20 protein-coding genes, 1 tRNA gene and 1 other RNA gene are annotated in these 24,641 nt (G+C 59.2%); 11 read left to right on the top strand and 11 right to left on the bottom strand.

Features of this window, described 5'->3' with window-relative positions; translation table 11 throughout:
- Positions 1 to 108: 108 nt before the first annotated feature.
- Complete coding sequence (locus C3B54_RS04540) at positions 109 to 3,009, bottom strand: bifunctional [glutamine synthetase] adenylyltransferase/[glutamine synthetase]-adenylyl-L-tyrosine phosphorylase (RefSeq protein WP_104913441.1); 2,901 nt, start codon at positions 3,007 to 3,009, stop codon at positions 109 to 111.
- A 17-nt stretch (positions 3,010 to 3,026) separates the two neighbouring features.
- On the bottom strand, positions 3,027 to 4,364 hold the full coding sequence (gene glnA, locus C3B54_RS04535) for a type I glutamate--ammonia ligase (RefSeq protein WP_104913440.1): 1,338 nt from the start codon (positions 4,362 to 4,364) through the stop codon (positions 3,027 to 3,029).
- Positions 4,365 to 4,420: 56 nt separating this feature from the next.
- Between glnA and C3B54_RS04530 the strand changes: the two genes are divergently transcribed.
- A complete protein-coding gene (locus tag C3B54_RS04530) occupies positions 4,421 to 6,163 on the top strand; it encodes an NAD+ synthase (protein WP_104913439.1) in 1,743 nt (580 codons plus the stop codon).
- A 137-nt stretch (positions 6,164 to 6,300) separates the two neighbouring features.
- The gene (panB, locus tag C3B54_RS04525) at positions 6,301 to 7,113 is read left to right on the top strand and encodes a 3-methyl-2-oxobutanoate hydroxymethyltransferase (RefSeq protein WP_104913438.1); all 813 of its coding nucleotides are present in this window, start codon (positions 6,301 to 6,303) and stop codon (positions 7,111 to 7,113) included.
- Here panB and C3B54_RS04520 read toward each other — a convergent pair.
- Positions 7,110 to 7,301 (bottom strand): methionine aminopeptidase, encoded by a 192-nt coding sequence (locus C3B54_RS04520; RefSeq protein ID WP_104913437.1) that lies wholly within the window; start codon positions 7,299 to 7,301, stop codon positions 7,110 to 7,112. The genes panB and C3B54_RS04520 overlap by 4 nt on opposite strands.
- Before the next feature lie 81 nt (positions 7,302 to 7,382).
- Here C3B54_RS04520 and map point away from each other — a divergent pair, with 81 nt between their 5' ends.
- Positions 7,383 to 8,249: a type I methionyl aminopeptidase gene (gene map, locus C3B54_RS04515; protein ID WP_104913436.1), complete on the top strand. Its 867-nt coding sequence runs from the start codon at positions 7,383 to 7,385 to the stop codon at positions 8,247 to 8,249.
- The gene (gene ppgK / locus C3B54_RS04510; protein WP_104913435.1) at positions 8,246 to 9,010 is read left to right on the top strand and encodes a polyphosphate--glucose phosphotransferase; all 765 of its coding nucleotides are present in this window, start codon (positions 8,246 to 8,248) and stop codon (positions 9,008 to 9,010) included. The genes map and ppgK overlap by 4 nt, the downstream gene beginning before the upstream one ends.
- Position 9,011: 1 nt before the next feature.
- On the opposite strand, the gene rnpB is transcribed toward ppgK, so the two are convergent.
- The 6 genes from rnpB to C3B54_RS04480 all read right to left on the bottom strand — a co-directional run bounded on the left by rnpB (position 9,012) and on the right by C3B54_RS04480 (position 15,270).
- Positions 9,012 to 9,365, bottom strand: an RNA gene (gene rnpB / locus C3B54_RS04505) — RNase P RNA component class A.
- A gap of 39 nt (positions 9,366 to 9,404) precedes the next feature.
- On the bottom strand, positions 9,405 to 9,848 hold the full coding sequence (locus C3B54_RS04500) for a reverse transcriptase-like protein (RefSeq protein ID WP_158665534.1): 444 nt from the start codon (positions 9,846 to 9,848) through the stop codon (positions 9,405 to 9,407).
- Positions 9,845 to 10,582 (bottom strand): zinc ribbon domain-containing protein, encoded by a 738-nt coding sequence (locus C3B54_RS04495; protein WP_104913433.1) that lies wholly within the window; start codon positions 10,580 to 10,582, stop codon positions 9,845 to 9,847. Before C3B54_RS04495 ends, C3B54_RS04500 begins: the two co-directional genes overlap by 4 nt.
- Positions 10,583 to 10,690: 108 nt before the next feature.
- A complete protein-coding gene (locus C3B54_RS04490) occupies positions 10,691 to 11,527 on the bottom strand; it encodes a Nif3-like dinuclear metal center hexameric protein (RefSeq protein ID WP_245867775.1) in 837 nt (278 codons plus the stop codon).
- Positions 11,524 to 14,358 carry a cytosine permease gene (locus tag C3B54_RS04485; protein ID WP_104913432.1) on the bottom strand — a complete coding sequence of 945 codons (2,835 nt, stop codon included), beginning with the start codon at positions 14,356 to 14,358 and terminating at the stop codon, positions 11,524 to 11,526. The genes C3B54_RS04490 and C3B54_RS04485 overlap by 4 nt, the downstream gene beginning before the upstream one ends.
- An 18-nt stretch (positions 14,359 to 14,376) precedes the next feature.
- Positions 14,377 to 15,270 (bottom strand): DMT family transporter, encoded by an 894-nt coding sequence (locus C3B54_RS04480; protein ID WP_104913431.1) that lies wholly within the window; start codon positions 15,268 to 15,270, stop codon positions 14,377 to 14,379.
- Positions 15,271 to 15,339: 69 nt separating this feature from the next.
- Between C3B54_RS04480 and C3B54_RS04475 the strand changes: the two genes are divergently transcribed.
- Positions 15,340 to 15,699: a hypothetical protein gene (locus C3B54_RS04475; protein ID WP_104913430.1), complete on the top strand. Its 360-nt coding sequence runs from the start codon at positions 15,340 to 15,342 to the stop codon at positions 15,697 to 15,699.
- A 42-nt stretch (positions 15,700 to 15,741) separates the two neighbouring features.
- Here the strand turns inward: C3B54_RS04475 and C3B54_RS04470 are convergent, their stop codons facing one another.
- Together C3B54_RS04470 and C3B54_RS04465 are read right to left on the bottom strand one after the other, a co-directional pair.
- Positions 15,742 to 16,527 (bottom strand): 2-keto-4-pentenoate hydratase, encoded by a 786-nt coding sequence (locus C3B54_RS04470; protein ID WP_158665533.1) that lies wholly within the window; start codon positions 16,525 to 16,527, stop codon positions 15,742 to 15,744.
- A gap of 183 nt (positions 16,528 to 16,710) precedes the next feature.
- Positions 16,711 to 16,784: transfer RNA gene (locus C3B54_RS04465), tRNA-Val, on the bottom strand.
- 170 nt (positions 16,785 to 16,954) lie between these two features.
- On the opposite strand from C3B54_RS04465, the gene aceE reads away from it, so the two are divergent.
- The 6 genes from aceE to C3B54_RS04435 all read left to right on the top strand — a co-directional run bounded on the left by aceE (position 16,955) and on the right by C3B54_RS04435 (position 24,568).
- A complete protein-coding gene (gene aceE / locus C3B54_RS04460) occupies positions 16,955 to 19,684 on the top strand; it encodes a pyruvate dehydrogenase (acetyl-transferring), homodimeric type (RefSeq protein ID WP_104913428.1) in 2,730 nt (909 codons plus the stop codon).
- 90 nt (positions 19,685 to 19,774) lie between these two features.
- Positions 19,775 to 20,986, top strand: a complete 1,212-nt coding sequence (locus C3B54_RS04455; protein ID WP_104913427.1) for a PucR family transcriptional regulator — start codon at positions 19,775 to 19,777, stop codon at positions 20,984 to 20,986.
- Positions 20,987 to 21,060: 74 nt separating this feature from the next.
- Positions 21,061 to 21,969 (top strand): ACP S-malonyltransferase, encoded by a 909-nt coding sequence (locus tag C3B54_RS04450; protein WP_104913426.1) that lies wholly within the window; start codon positions 21,061 to 21,063, stop codon positions 21,967 to 21,969.
- A 1-nt stretch (position 21,970) separates the two neighbouring features.
- Complete coding sequence (locus tag C3B54_RS04445; RefSeq protein ID WP_104913425.1) at positions 21,971 to 22,972, top strand: beta-ketoacyl-ACP synthase III; 1,002 nt, start codon at positions 21,971 to 21,973, stop codon at positions 22,970 to 22,972.
- 69 nt (positions 22,973 to 23,041) lie between these two features.
- Positions 23,042 to 23,287, top strand: coding sequence for an acyl carrier protein (locus C3B54_RS04440; RefSeq protein ID WP_104913424.1), 246 nt, complete (start codon positions 23,042 to 23,044; stop codon positions 23,285 to 23,287).
- 48 nt (positions 23,288 to 23,335) lie between these two features.
- Complete coding sequence (locus C3B54_RS04435; protein ID WP_104913423.1) at positions 23,336 to 24,568, top strand: beta-ketoacyl-[acyl-carrier-protein] synthase family protein; 1,233 nt, start codon at positions 23,336 to 23,338, stop codon at positions 24,566 to 24,568.
- Positions 24,569 to 24,641: the final 73 nt, after the last annotated feature.

Raw genomic sequence — 24,641 nt, 5'->3', positions numbered from 1 at the left:
GTAGGACCTTTTGGCCAGGTTCAGAGTTCGCACCTGGTGCCCAGAGGGGTCAGCCTCGTGTGCCCAGCACCGAGGTACCGACCGCTTAAAGCCGGCCCCTAAGAGTTGCTAGTCACCAGGGAAAAAGTGCCTCTCGAACACTGATCTGGCTAGCCGGGTAGTGCGCAAATAAAACTCTTCCAACGTGCTGGCGCTGTGGGGTGGGTATCCCATCAGTCTGGCGGCTTGTTCCAAGGCTCGGCGATCAGCCGGCAACACATCGGAGGGGCGCCCTGAGAGGGTCAGAGCATTTCGAAGGTTCGAACAGAGCTTCCACGCCCCCTCCAGCAAATGGGCATCTTCTTCCGGCAGGTAGCCTTCGCTGGCCAAAGCCTCCAGCGCACCTAGGGTGTCTGCCCGCTGCAGCTGTGGAGTTGTTCCACCATGTTGAAGTTGAAGTAATTGCACCAGCCATTCGATATCGCTTAGCGACCCAGGCCCCAATTTCACGTGACGCTTTGGGTCAGCCCCTTGAGGCAGTCGCTCTGCCTCTACCCGTGCTTTGATGCGCCGGATTTCTCGGGCAGCATCGTGCGGAAACTCCGTGGGGTAGCGCACCTCATCGGCAAGCGCCATGAACTCTTTCCTCAGCGGGGTATCGCCCACTACGTCTCTCGCCCGAAGGAGCGCTTGAGCTTCCCAACCCAAGGCCCAGCGTTCGTAGTAGGCACGATACGCCTCGAGGGATCGCACCAGCGGTCCATTTTTCCCTTCCGGGCGCAGCCCAGCATCGAGTTCAAAAGGAAAGAGCGGGTCTGTAGTGAGTTCACCGATGGCGCGAGCCAAAGCAGTGCCGCGTGCCACGGTCTCATCGCCCGCCCCGTCGTCGGTGACTACGTAGAGCACGTCAGCGTCTGAGGCAAAACCCAGCTCCCGACCACCAAAGCGCCCCATTGCAATGAGGGCAAACTGGATGCCGGGATAGTCGGGAGCGGCAATTCTCCATGCACCTTCAAGAAACTTTTCAGTCAGATCGCTGAGCGCTACAGCGAGCTGACTGGTGTCGATCACGCCCACGATTGACCCCATGGACAGGCGCAACAACTCTCGCCGGCGTAACTGGCGCAGGGCATTGTGAGCACTGTTTCGCTGGCCCCGGTAACGCCTGGCAATCGCAACAATTTCTTCGTCTAACTGCTCCGCCGGGCGCGGTTGTAAGCCATCGCCATCGTCTAACCAACCAGCACCCTCCGGCACTCGCTCCAAGAGTGCGCCCGCGAACCCACTTGTTCCCAACACCCTGGTGAGCCGGTTGGCCGCCCCCGAAGAATCGCGCAACATGCGTAAAAACCACGGACTCTCGCCCAGGTCATCGCTCAAACGTCGAAACGCCAATAACCCGCGGTCGGGGTCGGTACCGTCAGCGAGCCAACGAAGCACCACCGGCAGAAGGTTTCGTTGAATTTGGGCGCGCCGGGAGACCCCTTGAGTAAGCGCCGTAATGTGGGCCATCGCCCCTTGGGGATCGATAAAGCCGGTTGCCTTCAGTCGATCTGCCGCCTGGTCACTGGTGAGCTCCACGCCACCCTCAGCTGCCAGACCCGCAACAGCTTGCAGTAGCGGACGATAAAACAGGCGCTCATGCAGGGTGCGCACCTGGCGCTGCACCGCGCGCCAGGCTTCGACCAAAGCGCTGGCACCGTCCGCAAGATGGGTGGAGCGAGCCAAGATTCTGAGTGCCTCATCCTCACGGGGCATCAAGTGGGTTCGAGCGAGGTGTCGAAGCTGCAGGCGGTGTTCCAGGGTGCGCAGGAACCGGTAGGCGCGGTCGAATTCTTCGGCCTCCTCCCGGCCCACATAACCTTTCGCTGCCAGAGCACGCAAAGCACCCAACGTGTCGGCCACACGCACGTCAGAGTCGGCTCCACCGTGGACCAACTGCAGCAATTGGATGGTGAATTCGACATCACGCAAACCACCGGGGCCGAGCTTGAGTTGCACATCCACTTCGTCTTGTGGGATGTGGTTGGTGACCCTCTCGCGCATTCGCTGAACCTGCTCCACGAAGCCTTCACGGGCAGAGGCCTGCCAAATCATGGGCTCCAGGGCCTCTCGGTACGCCAGGCCCAGCGTCAACGAACCCGCCATCGGCCGTGCTTTAATGAGCGCCTGAAACTCCCAATCTTTGGCCCACCGCTGGTAGTAGGCCACGTGGGAATCTAATGTGCGCACTAGGGCGCCATCTTTTCCTTCGGGCCGCAGGTTTGCGTCGACCTCCCACAAACCAGGCTCAAGCCCAAACTCCATAATGATGCGCTGTGTTGCCTGGGCAAGGCGTGTTGCATCAGCCACCACAGAATCACTTTGTGTGTCGGGAGGGGCCTCAGTGACGTAGATGACATCGACGTCACTCAAGTAGTTCAGTTCCCGCGCACCCGCTTTACCCATTCCGATGATGGCCAGCGGCACGTCGGCTTCCAACACTCCGATTTCTCTTCGGGCAATGGATAAGGCCACCTCGAGTGCAGCGTCGGCTAAATCAGCTAAGGCTCGAGCAACCTGGTCGACAATCGAAATCGGTTGGGGATGCGACACATCATAAAGCGCGAGTTTCGCAAGTTCCGCCCGGTAACCGACCCGCAGCTGTGTGACAGCGGGCTCCCCCACCTGCTCCCCCACAGCCACGCCCAGCCGCCGCACAAGTTCTTCTCTGGTGGCTGGGGGGCCTGCTGCGGTAACCACCGGCGCAATCTGTTCCGGGCGTCGCTTAAAAAAATCCGCCAAACCCGACGAGGCTCCTAGGAGGGAAATGAGGTGGGTGACCCTCTGGCCGCCAGCCCCAAGCGACGACACCACATCCGGGGCGCTCTCTACAAGACGCTCCCACGCGTGCAGGGCCTGGTCGGGGTCACCTGCGTGAGAAAAAAGTGTCGCGTCGAGTTGTAACGATTCGAGCCTGGCTTTTGCTGCGCTTAATTCGCTGAAACCATTTCTGGCTAATTCGCTTAACCCCAGTGCGCCACGAGCCACCAGTTATCTCCTCGCGACTAGAGCAGCCCCAAATTGGCTTCGATTTCGTAAGGGGTGACCTGAGCACGGTATTGCTCCCACTCCAGGCGTTTGTTTTTCAGCACATGCTGGAACACCTGTTCGCCGAGTGTTTCTGCCACTAGTTCACTGTTCTCCATCAAATTCAACGCGTGATCCAGGCTTGAGGGAAGGGGTTTGTATCCCAAAGCTTTTCGCTCTTGGGAGCTCAGCTCCCAGACGGTGTCTTCTGCTTCGGCCGGTAGTTCGTAGCCCTCTTCAATACCTTTCAGACCGGCGGCGAGCAACACGGCGTAGGCCAAATAGGGGTTTGCCGCGGAGTCCATGGCTCGGTATTCGATTCGAGCGGCCTGGCCTTTACCGGGCTTATACAGCGGAACGCGAACCAACGCGGAGCGGTTGTTGTGACCCCAAGTGAGGTAACTGGGGGCTTCGTGCCCACCCCACAAACGCTTATACGAGTTCACAAACTGGTTGGTAATGGCTGTGATTTCAGGGGCGTGGGTGAGCAGACCGGCGACAAACTGGCGCCCCACCGTGGAGAGCTGGTACGTCTGGGACTGGTCGAAAAACGCGTTGGTGTCGCCTTCAAACAGTGACATGTGGGTGTGCATACCGGAACCCGGGTGGCCAGCGAACGGTTTGGGCATAAAGGTCGCGTACACGCCCTGCTCGATAGCGACCTCTTTCACCACGGTGCGGAACGTCATCAGGTTATCCGCCGTGGAGAGGGCATCCGCGTAGCGCAGGTCAATTTCGTTTTGACCGGGACCACCCTCGTGGTGTGAAAACTCGACCGAGATGCCCAAATCTTCCAACATGCGCACCGCGCGACGACGGAAATCGTGGGCTGTGCCCCCGGGGACGTTGTCAAAGTAGCCTGCTTTGTCCACTGGGACCGGACCCTCTGGCCCATATTCGCCCGATTTCAGAAGATAAAACTCAATTTCGGGGTGGGTGTAAAAGGTAAAACCCCGGTCGGCCGCGCGCTGCAGAGTGCGCTTCAGGACATAGCGGGGGTCAGACATAGCCGGTTCCCCGTCGGGGGTGTGAATGTCGCAAAACATTCTCGCTGTCGGGTCAATTTCGCCCCGCCAGGGCAAGATTTGGAAGGTTGTGGGGTCCGGGTGGGCCAGGACGTCGGCTTCGTAGGCGCGGGTGTATCCCTGGATGGACGAGCCATCAATGCCCAGGCCCTCTGCGAAGGCGCCCTCAATTTCTGCGGGGGCAACAGCCACCATTTTGAGTGTCCCGACGACATCGGTAAACCACAATCGAATGAACTTCACTCCACGTTCTTCGATTGTGCGAAGCACAAACTCTCTTTGCTTGTCCATGGCCCTCACCTACTGCGAAAACGGGGGAAAACTGGCTGACTATTAGGCTACTGGGTATGCCGACTATCCAGGTGGCCATCGCCCAAACTAACCCCATTGTGGGCGACCTCGGAGGCAACAGAGAACGTCTCGTGGAAATGGCCCAAACCGCGTGGGATCAGGGCGCCCAAGTATTCCTCAGCGGTGAGTTGGCTATGAGTGGTTACCCCATTGAAGATCTGGCATTGCGGGATGATTTTCTACACCGCGCACGGGAAGCCGTCGACCAGATGGCAACCCAACTACACGAGCGTGGCCTTGGCGACTTGGTGGTCCTCGTCGGTCACCCCGATGGGCCATTTGCGCCCCCCACCGATCAGTATTCTCCGGCGCATCCGCAGCAGGCGAAAAACTGTCTCAGCGTGCTCCACGGCGGTCAGATTGTGGCACGTTACGCCAAACACCACCTGCCGAACTATTCCGTGTTTGACGAATTCCGCACGTTCCTGCCAGGCAGTGAAAACCTCATCCTTCGCCTCGGTGGTGTCGACTTTGGCGTCATCATCTGCGAAGACCTGTGGCGGGATCACGGCCCTATCCACACGCTCAGCAGCTACCCGCTAGCCGGGCTCTTGGTTCCCAACGCCTCGCCCTTTGAGCGCGATAAAGATGATGTTCGCCTTCCGCTGGTGACCAGGCGCGCACAGCAGATGGGTGTCGCGGTGTACTACGCAAACCTTGTGGGCGGCCAAGATGACTTGGTGTTCGATGGTGACTCGGTCGTCGTCGATCAGCAAGGCACCCTGCACGCCCGCTCACCACTGTTTGTGGAACATCTGCAGCTGGTCGGGCTGGATCTGCCAGAAGCAGCTGATCATCCGCTGCCAGAAGATACGCGCTTAGTGGAATTACCCCTTGCGGCCTTGCGCCCCACCGGTGTGGTCCCCGAGGTGGCGCCGGAGCGCGACGATCTCGATGTGATTTGGAATGCGCTCGTGACGGGAACGCGCGATTACGTGGAAAAAAATGGTTTCCCCAGTGTGATGTTGGGGCTTTCTGGCGGTATCGACTCCGCCGTGTGTGCGGTCATTGCCGCTGATGCCATCGGGCCAGAGCGTGTGCACGCCGTGTCGCTTCCCAGTCGCCACTCCAGTGAGCATTCGCGCGACGATGCCCGCTTATTGGCTGAGGCAACAGGGATTGGCTACCGGGTTGAACCTATCGCCGACTTAGTTCAGCCTTTTGACGCCCAATTGGGCCTCAGCGGCCTTGCAGCAGAGAACGTTCAGGCGCGGGTGCGTGGTGTCGTGTTGATGTCACTATCAAACCAAGAAGGTCATTTGGTGTTGACCACGGGCAATAAATCCGAACTGGCAGTCGGCTATTCGACCATCTACGGAGACTCCGTCGGCGGATACGCCCCCATCAAAGATGTCCCCAAAACGATTGTCTGGGAATTGGCCCGTTGGCGTAACGCGCAAGCGACCGCACTCGGAGAGACGCCGCCCATCCCGGTCTCCTCTATTGAGAAAGCACCGAGTGCGGAGCTACGCCCCGACCAAACCGACCAGGACAGCCTGCCCGACTACGACACCCTCGATCAGATCCTCCACCTACTCATTGTGGAAGGCCTTGACCACCCACAAATTGTGAAACGCGGCTTTGACACCGACACAGTGGCCGAGGTGGTCGTCTTGGTTGACCGAGCAGAGTGGAAGCGTCGACAGGGAGCCATTGGGCCCAGAATTTCCAGCGTTGCATTCGGCCGCGATCGTCGCCTACCCGTTACTGCTCGAAACCACAGCGTCAGACCCCAGTAACGCACAGGACGACACACCTCAGCGGCGACATCAGTGTTGTGGCTCACCGGGGTCTCTGTCTGTGTCTCTGTCTCTGTCTCTGTCTCTGTCTCTGTGCCTGTTGCGCAGGCGCAACAGGGCGGGGCTAGTCTGGGGGTATGAGCGAGGCCACTAAGCGAGTGCGTGTGCGCCACTTTGCCCAGGCAAAGCAGGCGGGAACCAAAATTGTGGGGCTGACAAGCTACGACTTCCTCACCGCAGGCTTATTTGATCAAGCAGAAGTCGACTTTTTGTTAGTGGGTGATTCTGCGGGAAATGTGGTGTTTGGTTACGACACCACTGTTCCGACCACTACCGACGAGCTCATCCCGCTGGCCCGCGGTGTTGTACGCGCAGCGAAACGCGCGCTGGTTGTTGCCGACCTACCTTTTGGTTCTTACGAATCAGGTCCTGACGATGCGCTTCACACGGCTGTGCGGTTCATGAAAGAAAGCGAAGTCCACGCCGTCAAGCTAGAGGGCGGAGTGCGCTCGGCTGCGCAGATTGAACGCCTGGTGCAGTCCGGAATCCCGGTCATGGGGCACATCGGTTACACCCCTCAAAGCGAACACGGTTTAGGTGGACACGTCGTCCAGGGCCGTGGCGACGCCAGGGAGAGTTTCCTTGCCGATGCGAAAGCGGTCGAAGCGGCTGGCGCATTCGCAGTCGTCATTGAAATGGTGCCAGAGGCCCTCGCCGCAGAGGTGAGCCAAATGCTCACGATTCCCACAATCGGCATTGGAGCAGGCCGCCACACTGACGGGCAAATCTTGGTGTGGACAGACCTTCTGGGGGTCGCCACCGGTCGACTCCCCCGTTTTGTTCGCCAATACGCGTCTCTCGGCCAGGAGATGATTGAGTCGGTGTCGACTTGGCGTGACGACGTGCGCTCTGGCGCATTCCCCGACGAGTCCCACGTCTTCGAGGACTAGTCGGCCTCCTCTTCTTCGTCCCACTCTTTGGCGCGCTGACGGGCAATCTCTGGTGCCCTGAGGGCCTCCGCTTCCGACTCGTAGGGTCCGTCTCGGTCACCGCCTAGCGACTGTCGACCAAATTCGACTTGCCCTGTTTTGTGGTTGTACCACCAGGAGCCATCCGGAGCGTTTGTGTCGTCGGTCATGACACCAGTGTGCCACTGCAAGAGCCCGTTGGGACGTGCAGCGCAACATCTGGCTCAGGTGCCATTACCTAGACTTGGGGAGTGCCAAAAAATCTGGAAGGTGTACTAGTCCCCGGTGTGGTTTCGCCTTGGAGGGATGTACCCAACACCATCACTCGGCCCGAATACGTGGGGCGCAAAGAACCCCGCGAGGGTCTACGCGGTGACTGGTACTCGCCAGAAGACATCGAAAAAATTCGTGAAGCGGGTCGTATCGCCGCAGGAGCAATAGAGGCCGTACATGAGGCCATAGCTCCGGGTGTCGCCACCGACTTTCTTGACCGCATCGCCCACGAATACTTGCTCGATCACGGCGCGTATCCCTCGACTCTTGGCTACCGCGGGTTTCCCAAATCGTGTTGCACGTCAGTCAATGAGGTGATCTGCCACGGCATACCTGACGACACCGTCTTAGATGAAGGCGACATCATCAACATCGATATCACCGCCTACCGAAATGGGATGCACGGCGATACCAATAAGACCTTCGGAGTGGGCGAAATATCCGAGGATGCGAGACTGCTGATCGAGCGCACCGAAGAAGCACTAAACCGCGCTATTCGGGCAGTAAAGCCGGGCCGCCCCATCAACGTGTTAGGTCGAGCAATCGAGTCCTACGCGAAACGTTTCGGTTACGGGGTGGTCCGAGATTTCACCGGACACGGTGTGGGCGCAGAGTTTCACTCTGGCCTGATCATCCCCCACTATGACCCGGCGCCCGGCTATGACACCCCCATGGAGGTGGGAATGGTGTTCACCATTGAACCGATGCTCACTGTGGGAGAGATTTCGTGGGACATGTGGTCGGATGGTTGGACCATCGTGACCAAAGACAAGACACTCTCCGCACAGTTTGAGCACACCCTTGCCGTGACAGAAACGGGGGCGGAGGTGTTGACGCTTCCATGAACACTCAACACGCTGTCGGAATCGATGTCGGGGGAACAGGCATCAAGGGTGCCCTGGTAGACACCCAGGCCGGTGAATTGCTCAGCGAACGGATCAAATACCCCACCCCCGAAGGGGGTACACCGGGAGATATTTTCGAAGTCATTGCCCAGATTGTTGACGATTGCGGCCCAGACGCCGCGGGTTTGCCGCTGGGCGTATGTGTCCCCTCCGTCGTCAAAAACGGACGCACACTGACCGCCGCAAATATCTCGACAGAGTGGGTTGGCTTAGACGCAGAAGAAGCGCTTGAGGATCGCCTCGGTCGAGACATTGTGTTCCTCAACGATGCGGATTCCGCCGGTGTTGCAGAGGCCCACTACGGCGAAGCAGTCGGCCAAGAGGGCTTGACCATCCTCACCACCCTCGGCACGGGGATTGGCAGTGCGCTCATCCAGGACGGCGTACTCATTCCCAACACCGAATTGGGCCATCTCGAATTAGACGGAGAGGTCGCTGAGCACCGCAGTTCCGCGGTGGCCAGGCAACGCCTCGGTCAAAGCTTTGAACAGTGGGCTGCAGGGTTAGAGCGCTACTACCTGCACCTCAACCGACTGTTTAGCCCGGACCTCTTCCTGTTGGGAGGCGGTGTGTCCAAAGAAGCCGACCAGTTTCTGCACCTGATTTCCCTTCCGGTACCCATTCGCACCGCGGCGCTTCGCAACAACGCCGGAATTCTGGGGGCAGCGTTCCTCGCGCACAACACCAGGAACTCTCGTTAGGAAAAGAGGCCGGCCGATACGCCGGGTTCTGTCCCGGAAAACCGGGGGCGACCATCTCTCTCGGGTTACTGTTGCCAGCCACCTCTAGCGACCTACCCGGTGTCTAGACGAGCAGCCGTATCGACACCTGTTTGGTCTTGCTCCGGGTGAGGTTTACCAAGCAGATGCGGTCACCCGCACCTCTGGTGGTCTCTTACACCACCGTTTCACCCTTACCTTCCTTGCGGAAGGCGGTTTACTTTCTGTGGCACTATCTCGCGGATTACTCCGGGTGGGCGTTACCCACCACCCCGCTCTGTGGAGCCCGGACGTTCCTCGGCACCCGTGAGGGTGACGCGGTCGCCTAGCCGACCTCTCTTCCTGTGCCTAGAGTAGCGCGGCACGCCACACAGGACTAGACGGGCTCCTCGACTCCTCGGACGACCAAGTAATCTCTGCCTTCATCTAAGGCTTTATTTGCTGCGGCGTCCGCCAAAGAATTGTCTTCTCGGGGAACCCATTCGAAGTGCACCTTTAAGGGGCCAATCACCTCGAAGGCTTCTTTCACTAAGACTTTCATGTCGGGGTGTTTCACTTTCCAACGCCCTGACATTTGCTCGACAACAAGTTTCGAATCCAAACGCACCCGGACCGGCTCTTGAGTGTTCCATGTCCTCAACAGCCGAATCGCTTCGATCATGCCCCGATATTCGGCCACATTGTTCGATGCGACACCGCACAGCACACCCAACTGGGCCATTACCTGCCCGGTGTCTGAGTCCAACACCACGGCGCCGCCTGCTGCAGCACCGGGGTTGCCTCTAGACGCCCCGTCAGCGTGGACAACAATTTCGCTCACGAAAGGCCTGACTCGTGGGTGCGCACCAAAATGGCATTGCTGTCGGGGCAGAGCACCACGTCATCTTCAGCCGCTTTTCTCACCGACTGTAAATCAGATTCGGTGAGCTTTACCCCACTCGCGCTCGACATCCCGGCGCGCAATAGCGATGCGCCGTAACCGTAACGCTCACGCTGTCGCTCATAGAGGGCAAGAAGGTCCTCGGGGATGGTGTGGATCAGGGCGTCTCGCGAGGCGCGGAGAGTAGCCAGCTCCTCATCACTGCTGGCCAAGGCCGCTTCGAGCGAACGGTTAACCTCGTCCATTTGTCTTTCCACGTCTTGCGCGTGGGCCTGGGCTGTCGAAAACTGCTTTTCAGCTTCATCCAACCGCTCCATGACTTCCAACTCCACCTCTTCCAGCACGGCCAGTCGTTGCCGTAACACCTCTAATTCGTGTTGAAGGCCTTTGACGTCTTTGACGGAAGAGCTCTCCTCCACCCGCTTCGCATCCCGCGCAATGCGGGTTTCGACTAACTCCACATCGTTTTCGGCTCTGGAGAGCTCCGCACGTAGCTCTTCTAATTCGGCGAGAGTTTTCCTCGTCTCGGCTCGAGCAAGGGCCAAAGACGACTCGAGCTCACCGAGTTGTGCACGCTCGGGCAGGTTTGCCCGTTGTGTGTTGCCGCGACTAATAGACACGTCAATGTCCTGAAGTTCTAACAGTTTTGCCTGATCGGCGGGCTGGGCTTTCACACACTCTCCCTGACTGGTGGTGGGCCCAGTCTAAACACCGGAGCTGGTGCCACTGGATTGTCTCTTCGTGATGACCGAGGCTTCGGTCGTGGCGGGTAGCACCGAGGGTCAGCCTGGGTGGACGACAAAATCCCACGGATCGGTCACGATGTCACTGACTCGAATATCAAGATCAGGCAGGTCCTGTTGAAGAGTGTGTCGAACCCCGTCGAGGAAAAACCACTCCGACGCAAAATGGGACACATCAATGAGGCAAGGACCCCGGCCCAGCTGACGGGCCTGCTGCACATCACTGGCGGGGTGATGGCGCAAATCACCGGTGATGTAGACATCAGAGGCGAGCACTTCTGGATGGTCAAGAAGCGAATCACCTGCACCCGTACAGAGGGCTACACGGGAGACCATCTGATCGGGATCGCCTGACACTTTCACCCCACCGGCAGTCTGTGGGACCAAACGACCCAACTGGGTTGCTAAGTCGTAGAGCCGCACGGGGCTGGGTAGGGTTCCCACCCGACCAATTCCCGCATCCGATGTCACAGACGGGGTAATCGGGGTCATCCCCTGGAGGCCCAATGCGCCACCCACACTCTCCGAGGTGCCCCGATCGACAGCGTCCGCGTTGGTGTGCGCGGAAAACACCGCAATTCCGGCCCGCACGAGTGCGGCCACCAGGTGGCCTTTGACTTCGTCTTCGACTAAGGAGTTCACCGGACGAAACAGGAGAGGGTGGTGAGAAACAATGACGTCGACGCCTTCGGCGACCGCTTCGTTAACGGTGTCTAGGGTGATGTCCACGACCAGCATGACTTTCTCAACACTCGCGCTGGGTCGACCGAGAACTAGCCCCACTGCATCCCAGTCTTCAGCAAGTTCTCGCGGCCAAAGCGTGTCGAGAACGTCGACGAATTCTTGAACGCTTAGTTCACAGTTGTTCACACTCACGCCTTTGCCGAGCGGCGTTCACTCGTGTGCACGCCTCCTCGAATACCAGCTAGCGCGGCCACAACGAAGCCCACAATGAGTGCGACGAAGGGGCCCAGCTGCCAGCCGGAGAGGTCGCTTAAGCCCCACTGTTGGAATGGCCCCAACAGATAGCCCACACCCTGTAGCCAGAGCGTGTCGAGGTTAAGCAGTCCAAGACCCAGCGCAATCGCACCGATAAAACCGAGCACCGGCGCAACCCTAAAACCCGGGAAATCTCCGCTAGTCCCTGCCAGCACCCTTGGATCAAGGTAAACCCGGCGGGTTACCACCTCACCGGCAAAGATTCCCACCCAGGCCGCCGATAGGACACCTGCGACCAAAGCCACGTCGATCAACCAGTTGTGGAAATCGGGGGCAAAAACAATGAGAGCAATGATCCCCAACGCGGCAAGGGCACCCACAAGGGTTGCCGCCGCGTAACGAGGAATCCGAATACCCAGGCTGAGCACCGCATATCCAGAAGAGTGCACACTCAGCGCAGCGATTGCCACCAACGGAAGCGCCCCAAGAATCAGTGCAGGGATTGGGTACCATCCGGGGGCATCGCCGAGAGCTGTGTCAAAAAAATCACTGAAGAGGAGTGAGCGGTTTTCGTCGCCCGAACCACCGAGTAACGCCCCCCATGCAATGAGGCCCACAATCGGAATCACTGCGGCAACAGCGGCCACTGACGGTCCAGCAGGACCCGACCTGTTTCGCTGGAATCGGGCAATATCGCCGCCGAAGTGGGCCCAGAACACCACGAGCACGCTCATCACGACGGCAGTACCCGCGACCATGGTCGATAGTGCGCCGTCAGCGCGCCGAAACGCTTCCCCGGAGAGTTGGTCCAGGGTGGCCAAGAACAACCCGATCGCTCCCAGTAGTCCCATTCCGGCAGCAGACCACAGTGCAACCGTGACCCACCCGCGTCCCGCGATGGCAAGACCCGCGGCTGCGAGGGCAAAAAATGCCCCCAAGATGACCTGCATCAACGCGGGTTCGCCGTTCCAATAATTGGATTCCACCAACACACCGGTGGCCATCCAAGACGCCGCCCATAGAACAACTGTGGCAACAAAAATCCGGATGAGCACCATCAACACAGCGGGAACAATGTTGCCCACCATGCCAAAGGCAGCCCGCGAAGACACGAGGGTGGGAAGCCCCGACTGCGCACCTTTCAGGGTGCCAAGAACCAACGGAATCGCCGCTAGCAAGGCACCCACACCACCGACAACTACGGCTTGCCCCACACTCAGTCCAGTATCAATGAGCCACACGCCCAGCAAAACCACCGGGAGTGGGGTTCCCAGAGCCCACCACACCCACAGCAGCTGTGTTGCCTTGTCGGTGCGAACGTTATCCGCAGTGGGCTCAGCCCCTACGTGGTCAAATCCGAAGCGGCTAGACGTTTGCGCGCCTAAATCCTGAAAAGGAACCTCGGTCACAGGTTTTGTCGCGAGAGCCTGTTGAACAGAAACCGGCTGTTGCGTTGCAGCACTCGCTGTGTCCCCCGAAGCATCAGACAGGGTTGTTTCGGGCCTGGGCTGACTCTCGATTTCAGAAGACTGGGAGTCAGATACGCCAGCAGCGGGCTCACCTTCTCCAGCTTGGTCGGCCAGCTCCTCTAAGAGGGTAACCTCGGACTCGCGTTGCGCGGGTTCTGGCTGGTCGAGTACTTCGGCTAAGGGCCACGCGTTCGTTGGTGGGGTCACCGCATCAGGGTCGACCAAAATCTGTTCAAACGAGCCCTGCCCACCCGCGGATTGCTCCTGGGCGTGGTTGCTCTCTGATTCTAAATCCTGTTGCGGGCCGTCATCCGGCAGCTCTTCGTCGGCGGTCACTCCGCCCCAGCGCGGGAGAATGATGGGTTCTGACTCGACGGGCTCTGACTCGACAGGCTCTGACGCGACAGGCTCTGACGCGACAGGCTCTGAATCGACAGGCTCTGACGCGGCGCCGATCTCTGGCTGGGGCTCGACGAGTTCGGGGGTGGCCTCCGACGCCGGCGTAGACGAGTTGTCGGTATTGGACGCGGGTGAAACCGGTTCGGCCTGGGACTGTGCGGGCACTTCGGGTGGGGCACTGGCCGCGGGAGCAGGAGGGCTTTGAGGGGTCAGACTTTCTACCGGTACACCCTCGAATTGTGCCCGGCCTCGCAAGACAATGTCCTCAGCTTCGTCTTCCGGGAAGCTTTGGCGAATAAGGGCTTCCCACCCTTCAAACTCGCTATCTTCTCTTTTTCGAAGATCCATTTGTTCCTGAAGGGCATTGATGAGGGCTCCTGTTTCCGTTCCCTCCTCACCCATGCTCGCCATAATTTCCTGGTCCGAAAGGGAACGTCGCTCCGGCGGGGCAAGCACCGCATCATCCCAACCCGATGAAGCCTGGGGAGCACCCGGCTGGGGCGGAATCGGCTGGGGAGGCGCTGAAGAGGTTTCTTTGGGTTCGACGGGCTGTGCGAGGGGAGCAGGTGCTTGGGCAGAGGCCATGGGGGGTGGGGTCTGCGGGGTAACCTGCGGGTTTGAAGGCGCATTCCACTGCGGTGCCGAGGATGGTGCGAACGGTGACGAGTCCGCCACAGCGTCTGTTGCGGGCGACGGACCTGGGGGCGGAGTTTCGCTCTGTGAACTCTGACTGGCCCGAGTGGTGTCAGCCATCAGCTGTGGCGACTCTGGGGGCAGTGCAACAGCGCCCTCGCCGAGATTGACGGGTACCTCTGCGTCTTGTGCAGGCGGCGTAAATGTTGAGCGCCGCTTCACGCCGCCGTCCGAGCGCTCGTCGTCAGGGAATTCCGCCTCGATCATGCCTTCAACAATACGTGTCTAATGCCGTTGACGCATCGTGCGCGCCCTCGCGGCGAGCACCACAGCAATGGTAATTGCGACGAGGCCCGCGATTCCCAGCGGGCCAAACCGTTCTCCCACCACTCCAACAGCCAAGAGTGTAGCCACAGCAGGTTCCACCAAAGCGATGACCAAGACAACACTCGAGCTCAGGTGTGTTAGGCCTTGGCCGTAAAGGAGGTAACTGATCACCATGGGGCCGGTTACTAAGTATCCGAGGCCCGTGACGCTGCTGGCCTCCCACTGCAGACTCGACAACTGGGTCACCATCACCACCAGTAAGGGCACAGCTCCCGCCCCAAAAACCGCACCGGTGGCACTCAGCGAAGACGCCCCGGTGCGAATTATGCGTGAGAGGCAATAGGAAAACGTGCCGTAGGCAACCCCGGCGAGCAAGGATAAGCCAAGCCCCACAGGCCACAGCGTGGGATCGGCGGTGGTGAGTTCCCGCTCCCCCGTGGCCAACACGATGACACCCGCCACACCTACCAAGAGAGCCCACCACCAGGTAGCACCAGGAGGGTCTCGCTCAAGTCGCCATTCGAGGACTGCCCCGACTAAAGGCCCGGTGGCGAGCGCAACAATATTGCCGACTGCGACACCAGCGAGGCTCATCCCGGTGTAAAAGGCGAGCGGGTATGCAGTGACCGCTGCAGCACCTGCGAGCAACACAGGACGAAGCGACGGGTTGGCCCATAGCGCCAGGGCCCGACGCCCGCCAAGTAGTGCCAGGACCACTCCCCCCACACCCATGGTGATTGCACCGACGGTGACCGCCGAGACTGTGTCAGAGATGAGGTAGGCCACTGTTCCCGTTGTTCCCCACAGGCTGGCACCGAGGGCCACCATGATGGTCGCTCGAGTGTGACTCATCTACCCATCCTCCAGTCCTCAGGGCTACTACGCTGTTGGGTAAGACCCGGCGAGTCCAAGGAGATTACGGTGAACTCTGGCGAAAAATTTGTTGCCTGGCAGCGCGCGCGGCTGCACTTGATTGTGTCCCAAATTGCCCCAACAGTGTTGCTCATTTCCACGGTGGCTCTCCTGCAGTGGGGTCTGGCTGAGACGGGCTTGGCGGTGCGCATTGCAGCCTTGGGCATTTTGTTGGCCTCTGGCATCTTGGGTGCCCTGGTTCAGTTTCAGTCGGCCACCGAGGCACAACACATCGCCCAAGACCTTTCAGGTGGTGAATTCAGTCGGATGGTCGTGGGTGCTTCTCACTGGCTGTGGGTTCCCAAATTTCTCACTCCGGCCGTTTTCGTGGTGATTTACCTGGCCTTAGTGGTGGCGCTGCTGTTTTAGTGTTCGCCGGGTGCAGGCCGGCTCATTAGCGCGCTGTGCCTATTAGTCGGATACGTCCAACTCGATGGTTCCCAGCTCACCAAATCGGGCCACAACGCGATCCCCGGGATTAATGGGGAGGGCACGCTCCACCAGATTGCCGGTGAAAATAATGAACCCGGCGGGGGTCGCTAAGGACTGTGTGAGTCGTTGTCGAACCACGTCAACGACGACGTGGAGGGGGTTGCCCAATACACGTGAGCCCTCCCCATACAGTGTCGGAAAGTCCCCCACGTCAAACGCCACGGTCTCAGTCGCCGGGTCGAACTGGTCGGGCCGAAGACCGTGTTCGCGCCAGGCGGCTCCTCTGGCTGAACTGTTGTCGGCGAGCGCATCGGCCAGAATAAAGTGCGCGGTTTCGTAGCGGGGGTCAACAATTTCGATTCCTGCGTGTAGGCCGCCGATTGCGTTGATGATGTCTTCGTCGCTCATGTCTGGGTCATCCACGGCTGAGTCGAATACGGCCACCATTTCTGGTTCGACTTTGGGCTGAACGCTTTTTCCACAGTGAATGGTGCCGGTCACGATCATGGCGTCGGTGAGATACCCCACACTGGAGTAGTCAACGCCCGCTTCAGCCCTTTGGGCTTGTGTGGTTAGGCCTAGTTTGACTCCAATGACTCGCTCCCCACGTGCCTCTCGAAGTGCCAGCTGCGCACGTTGAATATCAGCCCCCTGGTCAACGGTGAGTGGCTGGTTTTCTATGAGAGGCCGAGGATGGTGCTGCGCCTGGTCAGCGGCTTCCAAGAGCGACTGGGCAAGGTGGTCGACTGCGTCGGCGCTCATCATTGTGTGCACTCTCTTCTTCAGGTTCGCTTACTACTGGCGGCACAAGCAACGGCCGCTTGGGGGGCTTTCTTGTTGTCACACAACGTTAGCGCCGAGGTGCAATCCAGCGCGCGAGAAGGTCACCGTCGCGGTGCCATGTCCGTATGACCGGAGGACGACTGACAGTGGAGTGCGGGAGAAAAGTGGGCCCGGAGGGACTCGAACCCCCGGCATCCACGGTGTAAACGTGGCGCTCTAACCAACTGAGCTACAGGCCCTAATGTGCGAGTCCAATCGTATACCGAGAGTTGTGCGAGCTGCGCGATGGGGGCAGACGGGTTTCCCCCGCGGGTCTAGACTGGGGGTGTTCCAGAGCTGATGAAGTACCCCTTCGGAGGTTCGGGAGCTTTTTTTGGAGGACTCTCCCAACACAGGAAAGAGGTCACCCATGGCGGTCAACGACCAGGACCCTTACTCGTTTACTCCGATGGATTCCGATCCCCAAGAGACATCTGAATGGAACCAGTCGCTTGACGGTGTGGTCTCCGAATCAGGCCACCAACGCGGTCGAGAGATTATGCTCTCGCTTCTCAAACGCTCCAAAGAGCTTCATTTGGGTGTGCCGATGGTTCCCACCACCGACTACCTGAACACCATTGCCCCCGAGAACGAAACGCCGTTTCCCGGGGATGAAGAAATCGAACGGCGCTACCGCAGTTGGATTCGTTGGAATGCGGCCATCATGGTCCACCGCGCTCAGCGACCAGAGATTTCCGTTGGTGGACACATTTCCACCTACGCATCATCCGCATCGCTGTATGAGGTTGGTCACAACTATTTCTTCCGCGGCCCAGACCATGAGGGCGGCGGCGACCAGGTGTTCTACCAGGGCCACGCCTCACCGGGCATGTATGCCCGGTCCTTTTTAGAAGGTCGGCTCGATCAGGATCAGCTTGAAGGGTTCCGTCAAGAAAAGTCCCACCCGTCAGGTGGTTTAAGTTCCTACCCGCACCCGCGGTTGATGCCCGAATTTTGGCAGTTCCCCACCGTGTCAATGGGAATCGGTCCGATTCACGCGATCTACCAAGCCCAAATGAACCGCTATTTGACCGATCGAGGCATCAAAGATGCCTCCGATTCACACGTCTGGGCGTTCCTCGGTGACGGCGAGATGGACGAAATTGAATCTCGTGGCGCCCTGCACGTTGCCGCGAACGACGATCTTGACAACCTGACGTTTGTCATCAACTGCAACCTGCAGCGACTCGATGGGCCAGTGCGCGGTAACGGCAAAATCATTCAAGAGCTCGAGAGTTTCTTCCGCGGCGCCGGCTGGAACGTCATCAAAGTGATTTGGGGACGCGAATGGGATCAACTTCTCCAAGCCGACCACGATGGCGCTCTTCGCAACCTGATGAACGTCACCCCCGACGGCGATTTCCAAACCTATAAGGCCGAAAACGGCGCCTATGTTCGGGAAAACTTCTTCGGTCGCGACCCACGCACCGCAGAAATGGTGGCGCATATGAGCGACGACGAGATTTGGGCACTACGCCGTGGCGGTCACGATTACCGCAAGGTCTATGCCGCGTTTGAAGCGGCCAAGAACCACAAAGGCCAACCCACTGTGATTCTCGCCAAAACGGTGAAGGGTTACGGTTTGGGCCCCAGCTTCGAAGGCCGCAATGCCACGCACCAGATGAAGAAGCTCACGCTGGAGAACCTGAAAACCTTCCGCGATGACATGCGCATTCCGATTTCGGACCAGGAGTTGGAGAAAGACCCCTACCAGCCCCCGTTCTACCACCCGGGTGAATCCGACGAAGCAATCCAGTATTTGCAGGAGCGCCGCCGTGAACTGGGTGGGTATATCCCCCAACGCCGCTCCCGCTACACCCAGGTCGCCCTTCCTGAAAAGTCGACTTACGACATCGGTAAGACGGGGTCTGGAAAACAGCAGGTCGCTTCCACTATGGCGTTTGCCAGGCTGTTTAAAGACCTGCTGAAGGACAAAAACTTCGGAGCGAGGTTTGTGCCGATCATTCCCGATGAGGCACGCACTTTCGGAATGGACGCCTACTTCCCCACGGCGAAGATTTACAACCCGCACGGTCAAAACTATGTGTCGGTAGATCGCGAACTTCTCCTGGCCTACAAGGAAAGCCCGCAGGGTCAAATTTTGATGCCGGGTATCAACGAAGCCGGTGCCGTTGCCTCATTTGTTGCTGCGGGCACAAGCTACGCCACCCACGGTGAACCGCTCGTCCCGGTATACGTCTTCTACTCCATGTTCGGGTTCCAACGAACGGGTGATCAGTTCTGGGCTGCGGGCGATCAAATGGCCAGAGGGTTCATCATTGGTGCGACTGCAGGACGAACAACCCTCACCGGTGAAGGCCTACAACACGGTGATGGTCACTCGCACATGATTTCGGCGACAAACCCCGCCGTCATCTCCTACGACCCGGCCTACGGTTACGAAATTGCCCACATCGTGGAGGCCGGACTGGACCGCATGTATGGCGGAAACCACCCTGATCCAAACGTCATGTACTACCTCACGGTATACAACGAGCCCATCTCTCAACCGGCCGAACCAGAAGGGCTCGACGTCGAAGGCGTTGTTCGAGGTATCTACCTGCTTCAACCCGCCGCGGAAGCACACAGCTCGAGGGCGCAAATTCTTGCCTCCGGCGTGGGTGTCCCCTGGGCCCTCGAAGCACAGGAGCTGCTCGCCAAGGATTGGGCCGTCTCTGCTGACGTGTGGTCGGTAACCTCCTGGACTGAGCTTCGACGGGATGGGCTTCGCTCGCAAGAGCACAATTTCTTGTACCCGGAGGAACCGCCCCAGGTCGCCTATGTCACACACAAGCTCCAATCAGCTGAGGGCCCCTTCCTCGGCGTGAGTGACTTCATGCACCAGGTTCCCGACCAAATCCGGGCCTTCATCCCCGGCGACTACGCCACTTTGGGCGCTGACGGTTTCGGCTTCAGTGACACGAGGCCTGCCGCAAGGCGGTTCTTCCACATTGACGGGCCGTCCATTGTCGTTCGCGTTCTCCAACAATTGGCCGACCAAGGAAAAGTGGATCGGGCGTTGATTGCCCAGGCAATCGTGAAATACCAACTCCACGACGTGACGGCAGGAACCAGCGGAAGCGCGGGTGGAGACGCTTAACAGCTTTCCCGGGGGCGGCAGATCGTCTCCACCGGGGTTTCCACAGGGGTAGCGTGAACTACCCCAGCGGTGAGTGCAAAGGGGTGAGCGATGGCCGAAATGACCAAGGAGCAAACGCTCCATTGGCTGAGAAATAGCTCTGGTGAGCTTGCCACGAGCACTCTGGCTCGTTTAGAGGACACCCTGCCCTGGTATCGAGAGATGCCGCCGTCAAGACGATCTTCGGTGGGAATGGTTGCGCAAGCAGGCATCACCTCATTTATCCGGTGGTACGAAAACCCAGACTCGTCACCCTGGATTGCCTCAGACGTTTTCAACGCGGCCCCACGCGAACTCTTGCGCTCTGTGAGCCTGCAGGAAACCCTCCAGCTGATCAAAGTGACCGTTGAAGTCGTTGAAGAGTATTTACGCGACGGTTCCAAGCAACTTCAAGAAGCCATCCTGCTGTACTCGCGGGAAATCGCCTTCGCCGCAGCCGATGTGTATGCGAGGGCTGCCGAGGCTCGCGGTTTGTGGGATCAGCGGCTAGAAGCCCTCGTGGTCGATTCAATACTCTCCGGCGAGTTCGACCACGAAATGCCCAGTCGAATCGCAGCGTTGGGTTGGAGTGGGACGGGCGATGTCGCCGTCGCGGTAGGCACCAGCCCACGACCCGTCGATGTGGACCCGATTCGTCGAGTGGCCAGGCATATGAATGCTGACGTACTGATTGGGGTCCAGGGAAGCCGCCTTGTGGTCGTGATCGGTCACCGCTCACCCGAGGAGGGCGACAGTCCAGCCGACGCCATCGCGTTTGCTGAGATCATTCAGGCGATGGATGAGTGGTTTGGTGAAGGCCCTCTCGTCTTAGGCCCCACTGTGGCCAGCGTTCTTGACGCTGCGACCAGTGCACGAGCGGCGCTTTCCGGGTTTGCGGTTGCCGGTTCGCTGCGACAACCCAGTCGCCCGTTGCTCGCTGATGATGCGTTGCCTGAAAGGGCGCTCGCGGGTGATGCCATCGCGCGAGCCACCTTGATTACGGATATTTATGAACCCCTGCGCGAGCATCCACTAGATCTGTTGAGCACGGTGTGGACATACTTTGAAACCGGCTACTCGCTGGAGGCCACCGCGAAAGAACTTTTTGTGCACCCCAACACGGTGCGCTATCGCCTGAAAAAAGTCGCCGACATGTTGTCCTTTGACCCGGTGGAGGCGAGAGATTCGATGATCATCCATCTGGCGATCATCCTCGGGCACATTGCGGAGCGTTCGGGTTCACAGGCGTCAAAGAAACCCACCCTGAACGCGGGTAGTAGGTAACCCACGAAGAATTAGGGTTTTCTTTCCCTCTAACCTCCTATGACCGGTGGTGGCCACCCCTGGACACTAGGGGGATGCGTGTTGTCGTTGCTCCCGGACAAGGCTCCCAGAAACCAGGTTTCCTCGCTCCGTGGTTAGAAAATCCAGAAACCCACAAAATCGTGGCCGACTGGTCGGCCGCTATCGGGGTCGACTTGATCACTCATGGGACACACAGCGATGCGGAAACAATCCGAGACACCCGGATTGCTCAACCGCTAATCGTTGCCGCCGGATTGATCTCGGGCCGGGCGCTTCAAGCCACTCTCACTGAAGACGTGCACTATGCCGGACATTCGGTGGGTGAGTTCACTGCGGCTGCACTTGCCGGGGTTCTCACCGACGTAGAAGCCCTCCAACTAGTCGCCCGTCGCGGTGCGGCGATGTCCAAAGCGGCGTCACTCACACCAACGGGGATGTCGGCTGTGGTGGGAACCAATCTGGAGTCACTGGAGGGTGTCCTGGACGAGCGAGGACTCATTGCAGCGAACGTGAATAGTTCCACTCAGGTGGTCGTCGCCGGTGAACTCGCTGCTCTAGACGACTTGCGAGGTAACCCGCCGGAGGGCACCCGAGTGATTCCCCTCGAGGTGGCGGGAGCGTTCCACACCAGCTTCATGCAGCCTGCCCAGGCTGACCTCGAGTCGGCTGCCACAAGTGTGTCGCCCAAAGACCCGACTTCGGTGATCTACACAAACCAAGACGGCTCGGTCGTCACCTCGGGTGGCAAATACCTGGAACTCTTGGTTTCTCAAATGACCTCACCCGTCCGTTGGGACCGGTGCATGGAAGCTTTCGTGGCGGCCGGTGCCACAGAGGTGATTGAACTTGCCCCGGCAGGTGCACTGGTGGGACTGGCGAAGCGGTCCATGCCGGGTGTGTCAACCCGGAAGCTAGACTTGCCCGAGCACTTAGACGCGTTTTCCGCTGAAGAAAAGGGTTAATGTGGCTTCTCTTAATCAAACCACCGGGGCACCCCACTCAAGGATTTACTCCTTGGGCGCCGCGCGAGGTGACCTGGTGGTCCCCAATGACGACCTGATCGGACCGATTGATTCCTCGGATGAGTGGATTCGTCAACGTACTGGCATTATCGAGCGACGCCGCGCAAGCGAAAAAGTCCAAGCGATTGACTTAGCTGAACAGGCTTCCCTCGAAGCTATCGCCAAAGCGGGTATCAAGGCATCGGAGATTGGTGCAGTCATCGTCGCGACCATTTCGAACACCGTGCAGACCCCGTCCCTGGCCGCCCTTCTTGCCGACCGTATAGGCGCCACCCCGGCTCCGGCCTACGATGTCTCGGCCGCGTGCGCGGGGTATACCTACGGAATCGCGCAAGCTGACGCTCTCATTCGCGGAGGAATCGCTCGTTATGTGTTGGTTGTCGGCGCGGAAAAGCTGAGTGACTTTGCAAAACCTTCGGATCGCAGCATCTCCTTTCTCCTGGGCGATGGAGCTGGAGCAGCAATCGTGGGACCTGCAGAAGAGCCCGGTATTGGACCAACCCTGTGGGGTTCAGACGGTTCGCGCTGGGATTCGGTGGGAATGGATAGGCCGCTGAAAGACGCCTTCAATGATCCCGACGGCGAGTTTCCGACCCTTCGACAGGACGGTCAAGGGGTGTTTCGTTGGGCTGTCTGGGACATGGCAAAAGTTGCGCGCGAGGCACTGGAAGTGTCTGGCATTACCGCAGAAGATTTGACCGCGTTTGTTCCCCACCAAGCCAATATGCGGATCATTGACGAGTTCGCGAAACAATTGGGGCTTCCTGAATCGGTGCTGGTCGCTCGAGACATTGCGCACACCGGAAACACCTCAGCGGCCTCAATTCCGTTGGCAATGCACCAGCTGTTGGCTGACCACCCGGAAGCCTCCGGGGGCTACGCACTGCAAATAGGTTTTGGTGCCGGCCTGGTGTACGGCGCTCAAGTTGTGCGTTTGCCCTAACAGGCGGGGCTCGCGCGCACCGTAGAATAAAACACTGTTCATCGACTACCAGATATTGAGAGGTTCCCCATGGCCCACACCACCGAAGAGATTATGTCCGGCCTCGCCGAGCTTATTACCGACGAAACCGGAATTGCCGCCGACCAGGTCGAAATGGATAAGTCCTTCACGGACGACCTCGACATCGACTCGATTTCAATGATGACGATCGTGGTTAACGCTGAGGAAAAGTTCGATGTGAAGATTCCCGACGACGAGGTCAAGAACCTTTTGACGGTGAAAGATGCCGTCGAGTTCATCGAAAAAAATCAGTAACCTGCGCGGGTTCTCCCGCAAGTCACACTGACCACGGAGGGATACGTCATGGTCGAAGTGGTCGTCACCGGTATTGGTGCCACCTCCCCGCTAGGGGGAACGGCACGGGATTCATGGACCGCCCTGCTGGCAGGGCAGTCCGGTGTGCGCACCCTCGAGCACGACTGGATCGCTGAGCGAGAGATTCCGATTACGTTTGCCGCGGAAGTGGCGGTCAAAGCGGAGGACGTGTTAGAGCGTCGAGAAATTAAGAGGCTCGACCCCTCCGCACAGTTGGCACTGATTTCCGCCAGGGAAGCGTGGGCGGATAGCGGCTTGGAAGGAATCGCTCCGGAGCGGATCCTGGTCGACTACGCCACAGGAATCGGTGGTCTGTGGACGCTGTTGGATGCATGGGACACGCTTCGAGAAAAAGGTCCCCGGCGCGTCTTACCGATGACCATTCCCATGCTGATGCCGAACGCGGCCGCGGCCGCGGTCAGTATGGAACTGGAGGCTCGCGCTGGCGCACGCACCGTGGTGTCCGCGTGTGCATCGGGAACCGAATCCATTGCCAACGCCTATGAACATCTCCAACTGGGTCTTGCCGATGTCGTCGTCGCGGGTGGAACCGAGTCGGTGGTCCACCCCTTGCCGATCGCGGCTTTTGCGGCAATGCAGGCGCTGTCGAAAAGAAACGATGATCCCGCACGGGCTTCTCGCCCCTATGACGTGGACCGCGACGGTTTTGTGTTGGGTGAGGGTGCGGCAACGCTCATCCTCGAGACTCGCGAGCACGCGGAAGCCCGCGGTGCGCGCATTTATGCCGAACTCGCTGGCGGTGCGGTGACCTCAGACAGCTACCACATCACGGCCCCCGACCCTGAGGGTGGCGGGGCATCCAGGGCCGTCCTACAAGCCTTAGAACAAGCCGGTGCAGGCCCCGAGGATGTGGGCCACATCAATGCTCACGCCACGTCGACCCCTGTCGGTGATATCGCGGAATACCACGCGCTCTACTCCGTCTTTGGTGAGTACGTGAAGCAAATCCCTATCTCGGCCACCAAGGCTGCCACCGGACACCTTCTGGGCGGTACTGGTGCACTCGAAGCCGTATTTACCGTGCTGGCATTGCACGAGCGCACTGCCCCTCCCACCATCAACCTGGATAACCAGGACCCAGAGATTCCACTCGATGTCGTCACAAGCCCCCGGACGCTTCCCGATGGGCCATTACTGGCGTTGTCCAACTCCTTCGGTTTCGGTGGGCACAACGCGGTTGTTGCTTTCCGTAGCAACTAGCTTGGCTTTTGCCCAGGACTGACTGGGAATTGGCGCACAAACTGACCAACTGGTCAGGATGTGGTGTCTCTTC

Source organism: Pontimonas salivibrio, from assembly GCF_002950575.1.
Classification (GTDB): Bacteria; Actinomycetota; Actinomycetes; order Actinomycetales; family Microbacteriaceae; genus Pontimonas; species Pontimonas salivibrio.
Note: the sequence above shows the minus strand (reverse complement) of the source record. Positions and strands in the feature narration are given on the sequence as shown.